The sequence below is a fragment of the Thermus kawarayensis JCM 12314 genome, assembly GCF_055393575.1.
Genome location: NZ_AP043756.1, coordinates 1,945,546 through 1,963,202, shown reverse-complemented (window position 1 = coordinate 1,963,202; position 17,657 = coordinate 1,945,546). Strand labels below are relative to the sequence as shown.

Genomic DNA, 17,657 nt, shown 5'->3' with positions numbered 1-17,657 from the left:
AGCCGTGGTCTGGCCCCTCTACTCCAAGGCCCGGCCCCTGGCGGTGGTGCATGGGGGGTCCTCCCCTCTCTTCCACCGCCTGGTGGCCGAGGTGGCCGCCCTGCGCCTTCCCCTCTTCCCCTATCCCGTGGAGGTACCTTCCGGGGAGGATCCCTTGGGGGCGCTGTCCTGCCTGGTCCCCTTGGACTTCGCCGGGATGGCCCTGGAGGAGGCCCTGCCCCCGCCCAAGGAGGTGCGCCTCGAGGCCGAGGCGGAGGCGGCAGGCCTGGTGGACCTGGTGGTGCCCGCCCTCTCGGGGCTTTACGGCCACTACACCCAGGGGCTGGCCCTGGAGCGCCTCCTTTCTGTCCGCTTTCCCGGGGCCAGGGCCCTTTGGCTTGGCCCCTTGCGCCCTTCCCTGGCCCCCTTTTTGCGGGCCTTGGGCCAGGTCTCGGTGGTGGCGCCGAGCTTTGCCGAAGGGGACGGTTTCCTGGCCCGCCTGCCGCAAAGGGCCCGGGGGCACGTGGCCTTGCGGCGGGAGGAGGGGGCCGCCTTGGCCCTCAAAGCCGACCTTCTCCTCTACGCCGGGGGCGGGTTTCCCCTGGACTGGCTTCAGCCCTTCCACGCCGTGCTCGCCCTCGCCTCCCTGGAGCGGGGCGTGGCCGAGCGGGCGCACCAGGTCTATGGTCCCGAGGAGGTTTTGGACTTCCGGGTGCGGGTTCTGCTCGAGGCCCTGGGGTTTTGATACGCCCCCACCCTGGCTACACCGGGATGGGGGCCCGGCGGAATCCCGGCCTCTCCCTGTTTCCTTCCCCCTACCGGCCCGGGGAAGCCTGCCTAGGGGCCCCCATGCTGGCTTGGGCCAGCATGGGGTGGTGTCACCCCCAGATCTCCGCCGGGGCGAGCTCTACCAGGTTCCCGGCGGGGTCTTGGGTGTAGAGGCTTTTCCCCCGGGGCCACTCCGCCCACCAGGCGGGGTAGCCCGCCTCCTTGAGCTTCTTTTCCCACAAGGGAAGCTCCTCCTCCCTCACCCGAAAGGCCACGTGGACGCTTCCCCGCGCCCCGTGGGGCGGGAGGGCCGCCTCCTTTTCCGTGAGGTCCGGGTTGAAGACCAGAAAGACCCCCCGCCCGGCGCGGAAGAAGGCGTGCCGGGGCGGCTTGAACTGGAAGCAGGGAAGCCCCAAAACCCCCTCGTAGAAGGCCCGGGCCTTCTCCAGGTCCTCGGCGTAGACGGAAGTTTCCAGGACCTCCACTACTTGAGCCGGGCGATGAGGTCGGCCACGGGGATGGCCTCCAGGGTCATGGTCTTCACGCTTCCCCGGGAGGCCAGGTGGAGCATGGCCCGGGCCACGCTGGCGGCGTCTTCCGCCTCCACGATGTTCACGAAGTCGTAGGGGCCGAGCACGGCGTACTGGGCCACCACCTTCACCCCGAAGTCCCGCTCCAGCTCCTGGTTCACCTCCTTGATGCGCTCAGGGTTTTTCACCAGGGTCTCGGCGCCGTCGTCCGTGAGGGTGCTGAGGACGATAAAGGTGGGCATCCTTACCTCCTTTCCCCTAGTCTACCCCTCCTCGCCCTCGAGGACCACCCCGGCGTAAACCTCCTCCACGGGCAGGCTCCCTTCCAGGCAGGGAAGGGGTACCTCACCTTCTGTCGCCACTTGGTGGAGCAGGTCGCCTTCTCCCTTCCGGTAGAGCTCCACCTGCCTTTCCCGAGCGCTCACCAGTAGGTAGGCCTGGAGGGAGGGGAGGGAGAGGTAACGCCAGAGCTTCTCCCTGCGGTCCACCCCCTCCGTGGTCCGGGAGAGGACCTCCACCACCAGGCAAGGGGCCTCCTCGTAGAAGGAGTTTTCCGGGGGTGGGGCGCAGACCGCCATGAGGTCCGGGTAGTAGAAGGTGGCCTCTCCCACCTTGAGCTTCATGTCCGCCACGTAAAGGCGGCACCCCTTCCTGCGGGCCAGGGGGTAGAGGAGGTAGTGGAGGTTGCCCACGATGAGGTTGTGGGCCCGGCCCGCCCCGGCCATGGCGTAGGGAATCCCCTCCACGAGCTCCCGCTTGACGGGGGAGGTGGCCTCCTCCTTCAGGTACTCCTCCGGGGAAAGCCGCCTAAGCCTCGCAGGCTCGCCCATCACTCCCACTCTATCGTGGCCGGGGGCTTGGAGGTGAGGTCGTAGACCACCCGGCCGATCTCCGGCACCCGCCGGGTGATGCGCCGGGCCGCCTCGTCCAGAAACTCCAGGGGAAGCCTCGCCCAGTCGGCGGTCATGAAGTCCTCGGTGGTGACGGCCCTAAGGGCGAGGACGTAGCCGTAGCGCCGTTCGTCCCCCGCCACCCCCACGCTCCTCAGGGGGGTGAGGACGGCCAGGGCCTGGGCCACCTTCTCGTAGAGGCCCCACTCCTTAAGGAGGCTTACGAAGATGTCGTCCGCCCGCCTGAGGACGCCGAGCCTTTCCTCCGTGACCTCCCCCAGGACGCGCACGGCGAGGCCCGGTCCGGGAAAGGGGTGGCGCAGGCGTATGGGGTCGGGAAGCCCGAGGAGGAGGGCGAGCTCCCGCACCTCGTCCTTGAAGAGGAGGCGGAAGGGCTCTAGGAGTTCAAACTCCAGGTCCTCGGGGAGGCCCCCCACGTTGTGGTGGCTCTTGATCTTGGCCGCCCCGTGTCCCCCGGCGGACTCGATCACGTCCGGGTAGAGGGTGCCCTGGGCGAGAAACCGGAAGGGCCCCCTTTCCCGGGCCACCTGGGAGAAGACCGACACGAACTCCCGCCCGATGACCCTGCGCTTTTCCTCGGGGTCCTCCACGCCCTTTAGGGCCTTCAGGAAGCGCTCCTTGGCCTCCACCACCTGGAGGTTCACCCCAAGGGCCTTTAAAGCCCCCTCCACCTCCTCCCGCTCCCCCAGGCGCAGAAGCCCGTGGTCCACGAAGACCGCCAGATGGTTCACCCCCGCCCGGGCCAGGAGAAGGGCCAGGGTGGAGGAGTCCACCCCGCCGGAGACGGCGAGGAGCACCCGGTCCTTCCCCGCCCGTTCCTGCACCTCCTTAAGGGCTTCCTCGAGGACGTGCTCCGGGGTCCAGTCCCGCCTGACCCCGGCGATCTCCAGGAAGTTCTCCAGGATCTGCATCCCCTTGGGGGTGTGGGCCACCTCGGGGTGGAACTGGACCCCAAAGGCCCGGCCCTCCGGGGACTCCATGGCGGCCACCGGGTTTTCCTCCGTCTCCGCCGAGACCCGCCACCCAGGGGGAAGCTCGGTGACGGCGTCGGCGTGGCTCATCCAGACCTGGACCTCGCCTTCCAGGCCCCGGAAGAGGGGGCCCCGGTAGCGGGTGAGGAGGGCCTTGCCGTACTCGGCCCTTCCGGCGCGCTCCACCTTGCCGCCCAGCTCCTGGGCCAAAAGCTGCATCCCGTAGCAGATCCCGAGGACGGGGAGGCCCAGGGAGAGGAGGCGGGGGTCGGGGCGGGGGGCCCCGGGGTCAAAGACGCTTTTCGGCCCCCCCGAGAGGATGAGGGCCTGGGGGTTGTGCTTAAGCACCTCCTCCAGGGGGGCGTCCCCGGGGAGGATGAGGGAGAAGGCCCTTAGCTCCCTAAGCCTTCTGGCGATGAGCCTGGTGTACTGGGAACCGAAGTCCAGCACGAGCACCATGGGGGCAGTTTACACTCCCTGGTACCATGGTCCCATGGCCGAGGTGGAGAGCTTCAGCCTGGACCACACCAAGGTAAGGGCCCCCTATGTGCGCCTGGCGGGGAGGAAGCCCCTTGCGGGGGGCGTGGTGGAGAAGTACGACCTGAGGCTCGCCCAGCCCAACCGGGAGGCCCTGCCCACGGGGGCTTTGCACACCCTGGAGCACCTCCTGGCGGGCTACCTCCGGGACCACCTGGAGGGGGTCGTTGACCTCTCCCCCATGGGGTGCCGCACGGGGTTTTACCTGGTGGTGGAGGGCCCCGTGGGGGAGGAAAAGGTCCTCGAGGCCTTCGCCCAGGCCTTGAAGGACGTCCTCGCCCACGAGGGGGAGGTCCCCGGGGCGAGCTTCAAGGAGTGCGGCAACTACCGGGACCATGACCTTCCTGGCGCCAAGGCCTGGGCGGAGAAGGTGTTGCAGGCGGGGCTTAGGGTCCAGGCCACCGTTCCCCTGGAGGCGAGGTGACCGCCTTCTTCGCCGCCGAGCCTGAGGAGGCCTCCGCCCTCCGGGAGGCCTTGGGGGCGGGGGAGGCCCTGGAGGCCCCCTTCCCCCTCCACCGGGGAAAAGGGGTCTTGGTGGCGGAAACCGGGGTGGGTAAGGTGGCGGCGGCCATGGCCGTGGCCCACGTCCTCACCCGCTTCGCCCCCGAGGCGGGCTTTTTCCTGGGGGTGGCGGGGGCCCTGGACCCTTCCTTGAGGGCCTTGGACCTCCTCCTGGCGGAAAGGGCGGTGCAGTGGGACGTGGACCTCACCCCCTTTGGGCGGGAGCCGGGGGAGACCGCCATGGGGGTGCGGTTTTTCCCCTCGGACCCGGGGCTCCTCCGGCGGGCGGAGGAGGCGGCCAGGGCCTTGGGCCTTCCCGCGAGGCGGGGGGTGGTGGCCACGGGGGACCGCTTCCTGGCGGATAGGGCGGAGGCGGGGAGGCTTCGCACCCTCCACGGGGCGGACGCCGTGGAGATGGAAGGGGCCGCCGCCCTCATGGTGGCCTTCCGCTTCCGCCACCCCATGGCCCTGGTGCGCGCCGTCACCGACGGGGCGGGGGAGGGGGCCCCAGGGGACTTCCTGGCCTTCTTGCGGGAGGCCTCGAGGCGCCTGGGCCTCCTGGCCAAAGCCCTCGTAGAATGAAGGTGGGGTCCATCGGTCATGGAGGTGAAGATCTTTACCGGGACGGCCCACCCGGAACTCGCCCAAAGGGTGGCGGAGGCCCTGGGGGTTCCCTTGGGCAAGGCCTTGGTGGGCCGCTTCCCCGACGGGGAGGTGCGGGTAAGGCTTCTGGAGAGCGTGCGGGGAGAGGATGTCTACCTCATCCAACCCACCTGCCCCCCGGTCAACGACCACCTCATGGAGCTTCTGCTTCTGGCCGACGCCGCAAGGCGGAGCTCCGCCTCCCGCATCAACGCCGTCATCCCCTACTTCGGCTACGCCCGCCAGGACAAGCAGACCGAGGGCCGGGAGCCCATCAGCGCCAGGCTGGTGGCGGGCCTTCTGGAGCGGGTGGGCATCCACCGGGTCATGGCCATAGACCTCCACGCCCCCCAGATCCAGGGCTTCTTTGACATCCCCGTGGACCACCTCTCGGCGGTGCGCCTCTTCGCCCGCTACCTCGAGGAGCGGGGGTACGTGGAAAACGCCGTGGTGGTCTCCCCGGACGCCGGCCGGGCCGAGGAGGCGCGAAGGCTCGCCGAGCGCCTGGGGCTTCCCTTCGCCATGCTGGCCAAGCGCCGCCACGGGCCTAGGGAGACCTCCGTGACCTACGTCATCGGGGACGTGGAGGGCAGAAGGCCCCTCCTCATAGACGACATCGTCTCCACCGGGGGAACCATAAGGCGGGGGGTGGAGGCCCTTCTCCAGGCGGGGGCTTTGCCCGAGGTGGTGGTCATGGCCACCCACGCCGTCTTGGTGGGGGAGGCCCGGGAGAACCTCTCCCACCCCGCCATCCGCGAGGTGGTCTTCACCGACACCATCCCCCTAAAGGACGGGGGCTACACGGTGCTCTCCACGGCGGAGCTTCTGGCCCAGGCCATCCGCCACGTCCACACCAACCAGTCGGTGAGCGCCCTCATCTAGGGGGATGTGGTAAGCTTTTCTTTGTGTGCCCCTGAGGGGCCAGGGTTTGCGTCTTGGGAGGAGCCATGGAGTATCGCCTGAAGGCCTACTACCGGGAAGGGGAGAAGCCCAGCGCCCTTAGGCGGGCGGGCAGGCTCCCCGGGGTGATGTACAACAAGAGCCTGAACCGCAAGGTCTACGTGGAGCTGGGGGAGTTTGACAAGGTCTTCCGCCAGGCCTCCATCCACCACGTCATCGTCCTGGAGCTTCCCGACGGGGAGTTCCCCACCCTGGTGCGCCAGGTGAACCTGGACAAGCGCCGCCGCCGCCCCGAGCACGTGGACTTCTACGTGCTTTCCGACGAACCTGTGGAGATGTACGTTCCCTTGCGCTTCGTGGGCACCCCCGTGGGCGTGCGGGAAGGCGGGGTGCTCCAGGAGGTGCACCGGGACATCCTGGTGCGGGTCTCTCCCCGGAACATCCCCGAGTACATTGAGGTGGACGTCTCCGGCCTCGGCATCGGGGATAGCCTCCACGCCTCGGAGCTCAGGCTTCCCGAAGGGGTGAAGCTCGCCCTTCCCCCGGAGGAGACCATCGCCGCGGTGGTGCCGCCCGAGGATGTGGAGCGCCTCGAGGCCGAGGCCGCCGAGGCGCCCGCCGAGCCCGAGGTCATCAAGAAGGGCAAGAAGGAAGAGGAGGCTTGATCCCACCGGGCACCTTGTGGCGGGGGTAACCACCCCCGCCTTTTTCCAGGAGGGGCCGTGTTCTTGGTGGTGGGCCAGGGAAATCCGGGCGAGGCCTACGCCCGCACCCGGCACAACGTGGGCTTTATGGTTCTGGACCGGCTGGGGCTGGAGTTCCGGAGGAAGGGGGAGGCCCTCCTGGCCGAGGCCGAGGTGGAGGGCAGAAGGGGCCTTTTCCTCAAGCCCCTCACCTACTACAACCTCACGGGGCAGGCGGTGGCCCCCCTGGCCCGCTTCTACAAGATCCCCCCGGAGCGCATCCTGGTGATCCACGACGAGATGGACCTGCCCTTGGGCCGCCTGCGCCTCAAGGCCGGGGGGAGCCCCGCCGGCAACCGGGGGGTGGCCTCCATCGCCGAGGCCTTGGGCACCCTGGCCTTCCACCGCTTGAGGGTGGGCATCGGCAAACCCCCCGCCAAGGAGCTTGGCGCCCGGTACGTCCTTTCCCCCTTTACCCCGGAGGAGTGGCCCCTGGCCGAGAGGGTGTTGGCGGTGGCCCAGGAGGCGGTGTGGTGCTGGGTGAGGGAGGGGCTTCCCCCCTGCGCCCGCCGCTACAACGGTCTGGACCTCCGCCAGACGGGGTAAGCTTGGGGTATGGCGCCGCCCAAGGTTCTCCTCATCGCCGGGGGAAAAAGCGCCGAGCACGAGGTTTCCCTTTCCTCCGCCGAAGGGGTTTTGCGCTACATGCCCTTTCCCACGGAGCTTGCCGTCATCGCCAAAGATGGGCGCTGGCTCCTTGGGGAAAAGGCCGGGGAGGCCCTCGCGGCCAAGTCGGCCCCTTCCGGGGAGCATCCCTTCCCCCCGCCTTTGGACTGGGACGCCTACGATGTGGTTTTTCCCCTGCTTCACGGCCGCTTTGGGGAGGACGGCACCCTCCAGGGGTTTTTGGAGCTCCTGGGCAAGCCCTACGTGGGGGCGGGGGTGGCGGCGAGCGCCCTCTGCCTGGATAAGGACCTCTCCAAGAGGGTCCTGGCCCAAGCGGGGATCCCCGTGGTGCCCTGGGTGGCCCTCTACCGGGGGGAAACCCCTCTCATCCCCTTTGAATCGCCCTTTTTCGTGAAGCCCGCCAACACGGGCTCCAGCATCGGCATCCGACGGGTGGAGCGCCACGCCGACCTGGAGGGGGCTTTGGAGGAGGCCTTCCGCCACGATGTCAAGGTGGTGGTGGAGAAGGCGCTTCCGGGGGTGCGGGAGCTGGAGGTGGGGGTGCTGGGGAACCTCCTGGGCGAGGCGAGCCCGGTGGGGGAGGTGCGCTACCGGGCTCCCTTCTACGACTACGAGACCAAGTACACCCCTGGCCGGGCCGAGCTCCTCATTCCCGCGCCCTTGGACCCCGGCACCGAGGAAACCATCCAGGAAACCGCCTTGAGGGCCTACCGCCTTCTGGGCCTCCGGGGCATGGCCCGGGTGGACTTCTTCCTCTCCGAGGGGGAGGTGTACCTCAACGAGATCAACACCATCCCGGGCTTCACCCCCACCAGTATGTTCCCCAGGCTCTTCGCCGCCAAGGGCCTGGGCTACCCCGAGCTCCTAAGGCGCTTGGTGGAACTGGCCTTGGAATAGCCTGCTTTCCCGTAGAATGGAGGGGAAGGGAAAGGGGGCTCTATGGACCTCTTAGAGCGGCTTGGCCTTTCGGGCAGGCGGGTTCTCCTTCTCCACCACGATGACCTGGGCCTGACCCACGCCCAAAACGGCGCCTACCAGGCCCTAGGCCTTCCCACGGGGAGCGTGATGGTGCCGGGGGCCTGGGCGAGCGGGGTCAGGGGGGAAGACCTGGGGGTGCACCTGGTCCTCACCAGCGAGTGGCCTGCCCCCAGGATGCGGCCCCTCACGCCGGGGGAAAGCCTTCGGGATGAGGCGGGGTATTTCCCAGCCTCCCTGGAGGTTCTTTGGCAAAGCGCCCGCCTGGAGGAGGTGGAGCGGGAGCTCAGGGCCCAGATTGAGGGGGCGAAAAGGCTTTTCTCCCCCACGCACCTGGACACCCACCAGGGGGCGGTCCTCCGCCCCGACCTGGCGGAGGTCTACGTGCGCCTGGCCCAGGAATACCACCTGGTTCCCTTGGTCCCGGAGAGCCTCGAGGGCCTGGGGGTCCCACCCGCGTTTTTGCCGGAGCTGGAACGGCTTATGGCCCAGGTGCCTTTTCCGAGGGTTCGCTTCCTGGACCCCTACGGCCTTCCCCCAGAGGAGCGGCTCGGCTTTTACCTGGACCTGAGCCGTCTGGGACCTGGGCTCTACTACCTGGTCCATCACAGCGCCCTCCCCACCCCCGAGGGCCGGGCCCTTCCCGACTGGAGGACGCGGGAGGCGGATTACTTCGCCCTTTCCCACCCCGAGGTGCGCCGGGTCCTTTCCGAGTTCCAGCCCCTGACCTGGCGGGCGGTGCGGGAGGCGCTCTGGGGGGAGTCATGAGAAAGTGGCGCTATGCCTCGGGGCAGCTGGGGCTTACCCTGGTTTCCGAAAGCTTCGGCACCTATCTGGCCTTCTTTTATCTGGAGAAGCTCGGCCTTTCCGCCGCCTTCTATGCCCTGGCCCGCACGGTATATGCTTTTTGGGACGCCATCAATGACCCCCTATTCGGCCACCTTTCCGATCGCACCAAGACCCGGCTGGGCCGCAGGCGGCCCTGGCTTCTTGTGGGTATTCCCCTGTTCCTCCTCTTCTACCTCCTGGTCTTCTTTGTGCCGGACTGGGCCCGTGACCCCAGGGTACTTCCCTACTACTTCGCCTTGGCCATCGTCCTTTACGAGACGGCGGCCACCGTGGTCTGGACCAACCACGGGGCCCTCTTCCCGGAAATGTTCCGGGGCCTTGCCGAGAGGGCGGGGGCTGCGGCCTTGAAGCGGGGCACGGAGCTTTTCGGCCTGATCCTGGGGATTGCCGTGGCCCCCTTGGTCTACGCCCAGGTGGGGTTCTTGGGCATGGCCCTCCTCTTCGCCTTCCTGGCCCTCATGGCCTTCTCGTGGTTCTTCCCGGGTATCCAGGAAGACCCCAAGGCGGAAAGTGGCCTGGGGCTAAGGGAGTCCTTCCGGCTGGTCCTGGCTAACCGGGCCTTCTGGGTGGCGGCCCTGGTAGGGCTCCTCTTTGAGTTCGGCCGCATGGTGATCCAGACGGGCATGGCCTTCTACGCCAAGCACAGCCTGGGCCTGCCTGAGGCGGCCACCACCTTCCTCTTCGCTGCCGTCTTCCTGGTGGCCTTGCCCTCCGTCTTCCTCTGGGGCTGGCTGGCGAGGACCTTGGGAGGCAAAAGGGCCTGGCGGCTGGCGCACCTCCTCATGGGCCTGGCGGCCCTGTTCCTTTTCCTTCCCCAAAGCCTTCTGCCCGCCATCCTGGCGGGGGCTTTGGTGGGGGTGGGGTTTGCCGGGGTGCGGGTCACGGGGGAGGTGGTGATGGCCAAGGTCATTGACCTGGATGCTGAAAGAACGGGCACCCGGCGGGAGGGGGCCTACTACAGCCTGGTGGGGCTCTTGGGCCGGGCTTCGGGGGCCTTGGTGGGCCTGGCCTTTGCCCTTCTGGGTCCCTTGTTCGGCTACGTGAGCGGGGAAAACCCCGGGCCGAACCCGGGCTTGGCCTTCCGCTTCCTGGTGGCGGTGATCCCGGGGGTGGCCATCCTCATGGCCTACTTCCTCACGGCCCTCTTCCCCCACGAGATAAGGGAGTGAAAGGCCATGAGGCTGGATCCCAGCCATCCTAGGCCCACCCTCCAGCGCCCAGGCTGGCAGGGCCTCGAGGGCCCCTGGGACTTCGCCCTAAGCCAGGCCGAGGGGCCTGAGGGGGTGCGGTTTGACCGCACCATCCGGGTGCCCTTTCCCCCCGAGGCCCCGGGGAGCGGGGTGGGTGAGCCCTGGGTAGAGGTGGCCTGGTACCGGAAGGTCCTGAGGGTGAAGCCCAGGCCCGGCTTTCGGCTTTTCCTGCGCTTTGGGGCCGTGGACTACCGGGCGGAGGTCTTTTTAAACGGGATTAGGGTTTTGGAGCACGAGGGGGGGCACACCCCCTTCGGCCTGGAGCTCACCTCCTTCCTGGGGAAGCCCCTAGAGGTCCTGGTGCGGGCGGAGGACGATCCCTCCGATCCGGAAAAACCCCGGGGCAAGCAGGCCCTGGGGGAGCCCGAGGGCATCTTTTATCCCCGGACCACGGGGATCTGGCAGACGGTCTGGCTGGAGTGGGTGCCGGAAAGCCACGTGGCCTCCCTCCGCCTGACCCCGGACCTCCAGGCCTTGGGCTTCCGCCTCGAGGTCCGGGCCCTGGGGGAGGGGGATGCGGTGGAGGTGGCCCTCTTCCCGGGGGTGCGGGGGGAGGCTTCCCCTGGGGGAAAGCCCTGGCTGGAAGCCCGTTTCCCCCTTTCAGACGGGCTTGCCCGGGGGTTTTTGGGGCTCCCCCTGAGGGGAGAGGCCAGCGCCTTCCTTTGGCGCCCTGAGAATCCGGTGCTTTTCCCCTTGCGCCTCCGCCTCCTCGGGGGGAGGAGGGTCCTGGACGAGGTCTACTCCTATGGGGGCTTAAGGGAGGTTTCCGCCCACCAAGGGGTCTTCCTCCTCAACAGGGAGCCCTACTTCCCCAAGCTGGCCCTGGACCAGGGGCTTTGGCCGGAGGGGCACCTGGCTCCACCGGGCCTCGAGGCCCTCAGGCAGGACATCCTCTTAGCCAAGGCCCTGGGCTTCAACGGGGTGCGCAAGCACCAGAAGCTGGAGGACCCCCGCTACCTCCACCTGGCGGACCGGCTCGGGCTCTTGGTCTTTGCCGAGATGCCCAGCTTCTTCCGCTTCTCTCCCCAGGCTGCCCGGCGCTACCTGGCGGAGCTCCTGGCGGCCTGGGAGCGGGACCACAACCACCCCAGCGTGGTGGCCTGGGTTCTTTTCAACGAGAGCTGGGGGCTTTGGCCTTGGGGGCCTGAGGCCCGCTCCTTCCTCCAGGGGGTGTTTTTCCTGGCCCGCTCCTTGGACCCCACGCGCCTTCTGGTGGATAACGACGGCTTTGAGCACGGCCCCTTCTGGGACCTCTACACCGTGCACGACTACGCTCCCCCCGAGGTCCTCTCCCGCCGCTACCGCCAGAAGCCCTTTCCCCTGGCCCCCATGGGCCGGCCCCTTTCCTGGGAGGGTCTTCCCGAGGGGGTGCGCCCCTTCCTCTCCGAGTTTGGGGGCTTAAGGCTCAGGGGCTCCACCCCGGGCTGGGGGTACCGGGAGGTGGAGGGAGAGGAGGCCTTCCTGCAGGAGGTGCTCCGCTATCTGGGAGCCGCTTGCGAAAGCTTCCTGAGCGGGTTTTGCTACACCCAGCTCTACGACACCTTCCAGGAGGAAAACGGGCTCTTGGATTTCTGGCGCAGGCCCAAGGTGTCCCCAGAGAGGGTGCGGGCTTTTCTGGAGGGCTGTGAGGCCAGGCGGGTGCTTTGGGAGTAGGCTATGGGTGCGCCGCGAGGGGGCTTGCTGAAGAAGCTTTGGAATGCGGTGGAGATGGTGGCCCTTCTGGGCCCAGGAGTTCTCCTTCTGGCCATCCAGTACGCCAGGAAGCGGGACCGGTGGGAGCCCAAGGCCCCCTACCTCCCATGGCAAGGGGTGGGGAAACCCCAGGGCCTCGAGGCCATCCCCGGCGGGGTAAGGGTGCGCTTCCCGGAGGCGGAGGACGCTCGCGGGCGGAGCCCGTATCTTGGTCACGGGCGAAGCCCGTATCTTGAGGCGGTCTTTCTGGAGGAAGACCTCCTCTGCCTCACCTGGTTTCCCCCTGAGCCTCTTCCCCCTTACGCCCTGGCGGAGGGGAAAGGGGAGGCCTCCCCCGTTGAGCCGGAGCGCCTCGAGGGGGGCCGTCTCCTCAAGACCCCCCGCCTGGCCCTTAGAGTGGGGGAGGAGGGGCTAACCCTTTGGGATGGGTCGGGGAAGCTTCTCAGGCAGGAGGCCTACCCCGAGCGCTCGGGAAGGGCCTGGCGGCACCGGGTGCGCCTTTTGCCGGGGGAAAGGATCCTGGGCTTAGGGGAAAGGGCCTACCCCTTGGACCGCCGGGGCGGGGTCTTCCGCTTCTGGAACCGAGACCCTGGGGGAAGCTACGGCCCAGGGGAGGATCCCCTTTACCTTTCGGTACCCCTCTGGCTTTCCCTGAGGCCTGAGGGGGAGTATTTGGTTTTTTACGAGAACCCTGCGGAGGGCTTCGCCGACCTCGTGGGGGCCCCTGCCCCCAGTGAACCGTGGGGGGAGGAGGCCCTGGTGGGCTTTCTTGGGGGAACCTTCCGCTACTACGTGATACCCGGGCCCCTGGAGGGGGCCCTGGCCCGTTATGTGCGCCTCACCGGCCTCCCTCCTCTGCCTCCCCGTTGGGCCCTGGGCTTCCACTATGCCCGCTGGGGGCTCAGGACCCGGAGGGAGGTGGAGGAGGTGGTGGAAGGGTTCCTCACGCGGGGCCTTCCCCTGAGGGCGGTGCACCTGGACATCGATTACATGCGGGGATACCGGGTTTTCACCGTGGACGAAAAGCGCTTTCCCGACCTTTCCGGCATGGTGCGGGCCTTCGGGGAGAGGGGGGTGCAAACGGTGCTCATCCTGGACCCTGGGGTGAAGGCGGAAAAGGGGTTCCCCCTTTACGAGGAAGGCCTAAGGGAAAACGTGTTTTGTGCTTTACCCTCGGGGGAGGTTTTCCTGGGGCCTGTCTGGCCGGGGCTTGCTGCCTTCCCGGACTTCACCGATCCTAGGGGCCGGGCCTGGTGGGGAGAGAAGCTCAAGGGGTTTTTGGATATGGGGGTTGGGGGTTTCTGGCTGGACATGAACGAGCCCGCCCTCTTTGCCGCCTGGGGGGAGCCCACCTTCCCTAAATCCGTACGCCATGGCCTCGAGGGCCAAGGGGGGGACCACCTCCTGGCCCACAACCTCTATGGCCTCCTCATGGCCCGGGCCAGCCTTGAGGGATTCCAAAAGCACGCCCCTCATCGCCGGCCCTTCCTCCTCACTCGGGCAGGGTTTGCCGGGGTCCAGCGCTACGCCTGGGCCTGGACTGCGGATGTGGAAAGCACCTGGGAAGGCTTGAAGACCACCCTGTGGGCCCTCTTGGGGCTTTCCCTTTCCGGGGTGTACTTCGTGGGCTCGGACATCGGGGGGTTTAGCGGGAACCCTTCCCCCGAGCTTTACCTGCGCTGGTTCCAGATGGCGGCCTTCACCCCCTTTTTCCGCCTCCACTCCGCCCGCTGGACCAGGCGCCGGGAGCCCTGGCGCTTCGGGGAGGAGGTTTTGGAGGGGGTGCGCTGGGCCATGGCGCAGCGGGAGAGGCTTCTGCCCTACCTGTACACCCTGGCCTACCGGGCAAGCCAGGAGGGGCTTCCCCTCCTCAGGCCCCTTTTCCTGCAAGGGGGTCAGCCCCCTGGGGCTGACCTTGGGGAGGCCTTTCTGTTGGGAAGGGACCTCCTGGTGGCCCCGGTCCTGGAGGAGGGGGCTAGGGCCAAGGAGGTGCCCTTGCCTGGGGGCGGGTGGTACCCCTTTGCGGAGGACCGGATCCTAAGGGGGCCGGAATGGGTGCGGCTTCCCGCCCCCCTGGAGCGGATTCCCCTCTTGGTGCGCGCCGGGTCCATCCTGCCCGTCTTGGAGGAAGGGGGGCTTGCCCTGCACCTTTACCCGGAGGAGGGGGGGGCGGAAGGCAGCCTGTACTGGGACGAGGGGGATGGGGAGGGGCCTTATAGGCTGGACCGGTTCCGCCTGTTTCCTGCGGAGGGAGGCTACCGCCTCCTTTGGGAAGGGGAAGGGGAGTACCCCTGGCCCTGGGAGGGAGTGGGCCTGAGGCTTTTCGGCAGGAAGCTTCTTAGGGCCCGGGTGGAGAGGAAGGTGTTCCCGTCCCAGGGAGGGCAGGTTCTCCTGCCCCCTTTCCGGGAGGCCCTTTTGGAGGTGGAGGGATGAGGCTGGAAAGAGCTTGGTTCTTGGCCCATGAGGCGAATGCCCCGGCGGAACTTCCCCAGGAGGGCTGGCGGGAGGTGGCCCTTCCCCACCAGTGGAGCCTCGAGGGCCTGGAGGCGGAGGTGGGCTGGTACCGCCTTGCCCTGCCCGAGGGAGGCCCTAGGCGCTTCCTCCGCTCCTGGGGCGACTACTACCAGGAGGCCTGGGTGGACGGGGTCCACCTGGGCCGGCACGAGGGGTACTTCTTCCCCTGGCTTGTGGAGTTGCCTGTTGGCAGGGAGCTTCTCCTCCGGGTTTCCGCCCCTAAGGAGCCCTTTGGGGTCTGGCCCCGGTTCAAGCGGCAGATCAAGGGGGTCTTTGGGCAGCACGACTGCCGCCCAGGGGGGACCACGGAACGGGGCCAGGAGCGGGGAACGGGGGGCCTGTGGGGGGGAGTGGAGGTGTGGACGCGGGAGGAGGTGGCCCTTTTGGGCCTTACCTACCGCCTCCTTCCCCGGCCCGGGGGTTGGCGGCTATGGGTGCGCCTCCTCCTGGATGCCCTAAGGCCCTTTCGGGAGGAGGTGGTCCTCAGGATCCTCCCCGAGAACTTTCCTGGGGAGGCCCTGGAGAAAAGGCTGGTCCTGGGGGGTGGGGCGGGGCGCGCCTGGCAAGAAGGGGTCTGGGACCTGCCGGAGATGCCCCTGTGGGAGGTGTGGGAGCGGGGGTTCCCCCACCTTTTCCGCCTGGAGGCGGGGCTTTTGGGGGCGAGGTTTGCGGTTCCCCTGGGCTTCCGCACCGTGGAGCTGGACGGGGAAGGCTGGCTTCTTCTAAACGGCAAGAGGCTTTTCCTCCGGGGCACCAACGTCATCCCCACCCAGTGGCTTGCGGGCTATACCGAGACCCTGGCGCAGAAGGACGTGGCCCTCCTCAAGGAGGCGGGCCTCAACGCCGTACGGGTCCACGCCCACGTGACCCACCCGGCCTTCTACCGGGCCTGCGACGAGGAGGGGATCTTGGTCTGGCAGGACTTCCCCCTGCAGTGGGGGTACGCCCCGGACGAGGCCTTCGCCGGGGAGGCCCTGCGCCAGGCGAAGGCCATGGTGGAGCTTCTTGGGACCCATCCCTCCATCTACCTCTGGTGCGCCCAGAACGAGCCCACCCACAACCGCCACGCCCTGGGTCCCCTCCTGGCGGCAAAGCTAAGGGCGGCCGACCCCACCCGGCCCGCTAAGGAGGCCTCGGACTTCCGCGAGCACCCCTACCCCGGCTGGTACTGGGGGCATTATCGGGACTTCCTCGCCCTCCCCGGGACCCCCCTTCCCTCGGAGTTCGGGGCCCAGGCCCTGCCCCGGGCGGAGCTTCTAAGGCGGGTCCTGGGGGAGGCCGCCTGGCCCCCCCGGTGGGAGGTCTGGGCCTACCACAGCTTCCAGCCCCACGAGACCTTCCGGGTGGCCGGGGTGGAGGTGGGGGAGAGTCTGGAGGAGTTTGTGGAACGCTCCCAGACCTACCAGGCAAGGCTTCTGGAGTTCGCCATCCACGCCTACCGGAGGGCCAAGGGGAAGGTGGTGGGCTACTTCCAGTTCATGTTTGTGGAGCCCTGGGAGGGGATCACCTGGGCGGTGGTGGACGTGGAAAGGGTGCCCAAAAGGGGCTACTTCGCCCTCAAGGAGGCCAGTAGCCCCGTCCTCCTCTCCCTGGTCCCCTACCGGGAGCGGGTGGAGGTGGGAGGCCCTCCCCTCATGGAGGCCTGGCTCATCAGCGACCTGGACCGGCCCCTGAGGCTTAAGGTGCGCCTTTTCTTGGAGGGTCCTACCAGCCTTCCCCTTTACGAGGAGGAGGTGGCCCTGGCCCCCGGGGAGGCCCGGCGGTTCTTCAGCCTGGGGGAGCTTTGGGAAAGCCCCCTCGAGGTCCAGGCCCGCTACCTTCCCCTCCAGGAGGCCTTGAGGCGGCTTCCCCCTGGTGCCTACCGTCTGGTGGGGGAGGCTTACGAGGGGGAGAGGCTCTGGTCCCGCCATGTCCTCGAGGTGGAGTACCTGGAGCCCATCCTGCCCCTGGGGGTGGCCTGGTGATCCCGGCCCGCATCGCCTATGCCCTGGGTGCTCTGGGCCTAACCTTGCCGGGCCAGACCTTTGGCACCTACTTGGCCTTCTACTACCTGGACCATCAGGGCCTGGCCGCCAGCGCCTTCGCCCTAGCCCGCCTGGTCTTTTCCGTGTGGGATGCGGTGAACGATCCCCTTTTCGGCTACCTCTCCGACCGCACCAAGACCCCCTGGGGCCGGAGGCGGCCTTGGCTTTTCCTGGGGCTTCCCTTGTTGCTCTTGGCCTTCTACCTCACCTTCAACGTCCCTGGGCCCTTCCTTCAGGGGCCCGCCCTCTTCTGGTATTGCCTGGGAGCCATCCTCTTCTTTGAAACCTTTGCCGCTCTCACCTGGGTCAACCACGCTGCCCTCTTCCCCGAGCTTTTTAAGGGCCAGGGGGAGCGGGCCCGGGCCAACGCCTGGCGCCAGGGGTTTTACTTCCTGGGCCTGGCGGTAAGCATCGCCCTGACCCCCTTGGTCTACACCGCCATCGGCTTTTCCGGCATGGCCCTCCTCTATGGGGCCATCGGAGGGGTGTTGGTCCTCCTCTTCCTCCTGGCCATCCGGGAAGACCCTAAGGCGCAACTGGCCAAGCCCCTTTCCTTCATCCCCGCCTTCCGCTACACCCTGGGGGACCGGGCCTTTTGGCTCTACTCCCTGGCCGCCTTGCTCCTCCTCTTCGCGGTGGGGCTTTTTGGGGCGGCCATGCCCTTTTACGCCAAGTACGCCCTGGGCCTTGGGCCCGAGGCCACCTCCCTGCTCTTCGCCTCGGTGCTCCTGGCGGCCCTGCCCTCGGTCTTCCTCTGGGCCCGGCTGGCAGGGGTTTTGGGCCCCAAGGGGGCTTGGCTTCTCGCCATCCTCCTCTTAGCCCTGGGGGCCTTTCTCCTCCTCTGGCCTCGAGGCCTCCTGCAGGCTCTGCCCGTGGGGGTGCTCATCGGGGTGGGGTTTGGCGGGGTGTTGGTGCTGGGGGATGTCCTTCTAGCGGAGGTGATCGATCGGGACGCCCAGCTTACGGGAAGAAGGCGGGAAGGGGTTTACTATAGCGTCTACGGGTTCATCAACCGGCTTTCTGGGCCCCTTCAGGCCCTTTCCTTTGCCCTCCTCACCCCTCTTTTCGGGTACGTGAGCGGGGAGGCCCCGGGGCCAAACCCGGGGGCTGCCTTCCGCTTCCTTATGGCGGTGCCTCCCTTCGTGGCGACCCTTTTGGCCTTGGGGCTGGCCTTGCGGTTTCCCTACGGGGCCAAGGGGTAGAATGCCGGGGGCGGCAAGCAGCTCCCAAGGAGGGCTGGGCCA

Annotated in this window: 17 protein-coding genes; 13 read left to right on the top strand and 4 right to left on the bottom strand. The window is 68.0% G+C overall.

The window, feature by feature from the left end; translation table 11 throughout:
* The first annotated feature begins 4 nt into the window (after positions 1-4).
* Positions 5-724 (top strand): hypothetical protein, encoded by a 720-nt coding sequence (locus ACZ5RK_RS10700; RefSeq protein WP_464909150.1) that lies wholly within the window; start codon positions 5-7, stop codon positions 722-724.
* Positions 725-857: 133 nt separating this feature from the next.
* On the opposite strand, the gene ACZ5RK_RS10695 is transcribed toward ACZ5RK_RS10700, so the two are convergent.
* Genes ACZ5RK_RS10695 through guaA form a run of 4 tightly spaced genes read right to left on the bottom strand, consistent with a single transcriptional unit; the run spans position 858 to position 3,618 of the window.
* The gene (locus tag ACZ5RK_RS10695; protein WP_054647360.1) at positions 858-1,232 is read right to left on the bottom strand and encodes a VOC family protein; all 375 of its coding nucleotides are present in this window, start codon (positions 1,230-1,232) and stop codon (positions 858-860) included.
* Entirely contained in the window at positions 1,232-1,519 is a 288-nt protein-coding gene (locus ACZ5RK_RS10690) for a glutamine synthetase/cystathionine beta-lyase binding protein (RefSeq protein ID WP_054647361.1), read from the bottom strand. The genes ACZ5RK_RS10695 and ACZ5RK_RS10690 overlap by 1 nt, the downstream gene beginning before the upstream one ends.
* A gap of 21 nt (positions 1,520-1,540) precedes the next feature.
* Positions 1,541-2,107: a Uma2 family endonuclease gene (locus tag ACZ5RK_RS10685; RefSeq protein WP_054647362.1), complete on the bottom strand. Its 567-nt coding sequence runs from the start codon at positions 2,105-2,107 to the stop codon at positions 1,541-1,543.
* A complete protein-coding gene (guaA, locus tag ACZ5RK_RS10680) occupies positions 2,107-3,618 on the bottom strand; it encodes a glutamine-hydrolyzing GMP synthase (RefSeq protein WP_464909149.1) in 1,512 nt (503 codons plus the stop codon). The genes ACZ5RK_RS10685 and guaA overlap by 1 nt, the downstream gene beginning before the upstream one ends.
* Positions 3,619-3,652: 34 nt before the next feature.
* On the opposite strand from guaA, the gene ACZ5RK_RS10675 reads away from it, so the two are divergent.
* The 12 genes from ACZ5RK_RS10675 to ACZ5RK_RS10620 all read left to right on the top strand — a co-directional run bounded on the left by ACZ5RK_RS10675 (position 3,653) and on the right by ACZ5RK_RS10620 (position 17,615).
* Positions 3,653-4,120 carry an S-ribosylhomocysteine lyase gene (locus ACZ5RK_RS10675; protein WP_054647897.1) on the top strand — a complete coding sequence of 156 codons (468 nt, stop codon included), beginning with the start codon at positions 3,653-3,655 and terminating at the stop codon, positions 4,118-4,120.
* The gene (gene mtnN / locus ACZ5RK_RS10670; RefSeq protein WP_464909148.1) at positions 4,117-4,779 is read left to right on the top strand and encodes a 5'-methylthioadenosine/S-adenosylhomocysteine nucleosidase; all 663 of its coding nucleotides are present in this window, start codon (positions 4,117-4,119) and stop codon (positions 4,777-4,779) included. Before ACZ5RK_RS10675 ends, mtnN begins: the two co-directional genes overlap by 4 nt.
* 18 nt (positions 4,780-4,797) lie before the next feature.
* Positions 4,798-5,721, top strand: a complete 924-nt coding sequence (locus tag ACZ5RK_RS10665; RefSeq protein WP_054647150.1) for a ribose-phosphate diphosphokinase — start codon at positions 4,798-4,800, stop codon at positions 5,719-5,721.
* A gap of 65 nt (positions 5,722-5,786) precedes the next feature.
* Positions 5,787-6,404: a 50S ribosomal protein L25 gene (locus ACZ5RK_RS10660; RefSeq protein ID WP_464909147.1), complete on the top strand. Its 618-nt coding sequence runs from the start codon at positions 5,787-5,789 to the stop codon at positions 6,402-6,404.
* A 57-nt stretch (positions 6,405-6,461) separates the two neighbouring features.
* A complete protein-coding gene (gene pth / locus ACZ5RK_RS10655; RefSeq protein ID WP_464909146.1) occupies positions 6,462-7,028 on the top strand; it encodes an aminoacyl-tRNA hydrolase in 567 nt (188 codons plus the stop codon).
* 9 nt (positions 7,029-7,037) lie between these two features.
* On the top strand, positions 7,038-8,006 hold the full coding sequence (gene ddl, locus ACZ5RK_RS10650) for a D-alanine--D-alanine ligase (RefSeq protein ID WP_464909145.1): 969 nt from the start codon (positions 7,038-7,040) through the stop codon (positions 8,004-8,006).
* Positions 8,007-8,048: 42 nt separating this feature from the next.
* Entirely contained in the window at positions 8,049-8,852 is an 804-nt protein-coding gene (locus ACZ5RK_RS10645) for a carbohydrate deacetylase (protein ID WP_464909144.1), read from the top strand.
* Positions 8,849-10,102, top strand: a complete 1,254-nt coding sequence (locus tag ACZ5RK_RS10640) for an MFS transporter (protein ID WP_464909143.1) — start codon at positions 8,849-8,851, stop codon at positions 10,100-10,102. Before ACZ5RK_RS10645 ends, ACZ5RK_RS10640 begins: the two co-directional genes overlap by 4 nt.
* A 6-nt stretch (positions 10,103-10,108) precedes the next feature.
* A complete protein-coding gene (locus ACZ5RK_RS10635) occupies positions 10,109-11,836 on the top strand; it encodes a glycoside hydrolase family 2 protein (RefSeq protein WP_464909142.1) in 1,728 nt (575 codons plus the stop codon).
* A gap of 24 nt (positions 11,837-11,860) precedes the next feature.
* Positions 11,861-14,308 carry a glycoside hydrolase family 31 protein gene (locus ACZ5RK_RS10630; RefSeq protein ID WP_464909141.1) on the top strand — a complete coding sequence of 816 codons (2,448 nt, stop codon included), beginning with the start codon at positions 11,861-11,863 and terminating at the stop codon, positions 14,306-14,308.
* Positions 14,305-16,353 carry a glycoside hydrolase family 2 TIM barrel-domain containing protein gene (locus tag ACZ5RK_RS10625; protein WP_464909140.1) on the top strand — a complete coding sequence of 683 codons (2,049 nt, stop codon included), beginning with the start codon at positions 14,305-14,307 and terminating at the stop codon, positions 16,351-16,353. The genes ACZ5RK_RS10630 and ACZ5RK_RS10625 overlap by 4 nt, the downstream gene beginning before the upstream one ends.
* A complete protein-coding gene (locus ACZ5RK_RS10620; RefSeq protein ID WP_464910089.1) occupies positions 16,353-17,615 on the top strand; it encodes an MFS transporter in 1,263 nt (420 codons plus the stop codon). Before ACZ5RK_RS10625 ends, ACZ5RK_RS10620 begins: the two co-directional genes overlap by 1 nt.
* Positions 17,616-17,657: the final 42 nt, after the last annotated feature.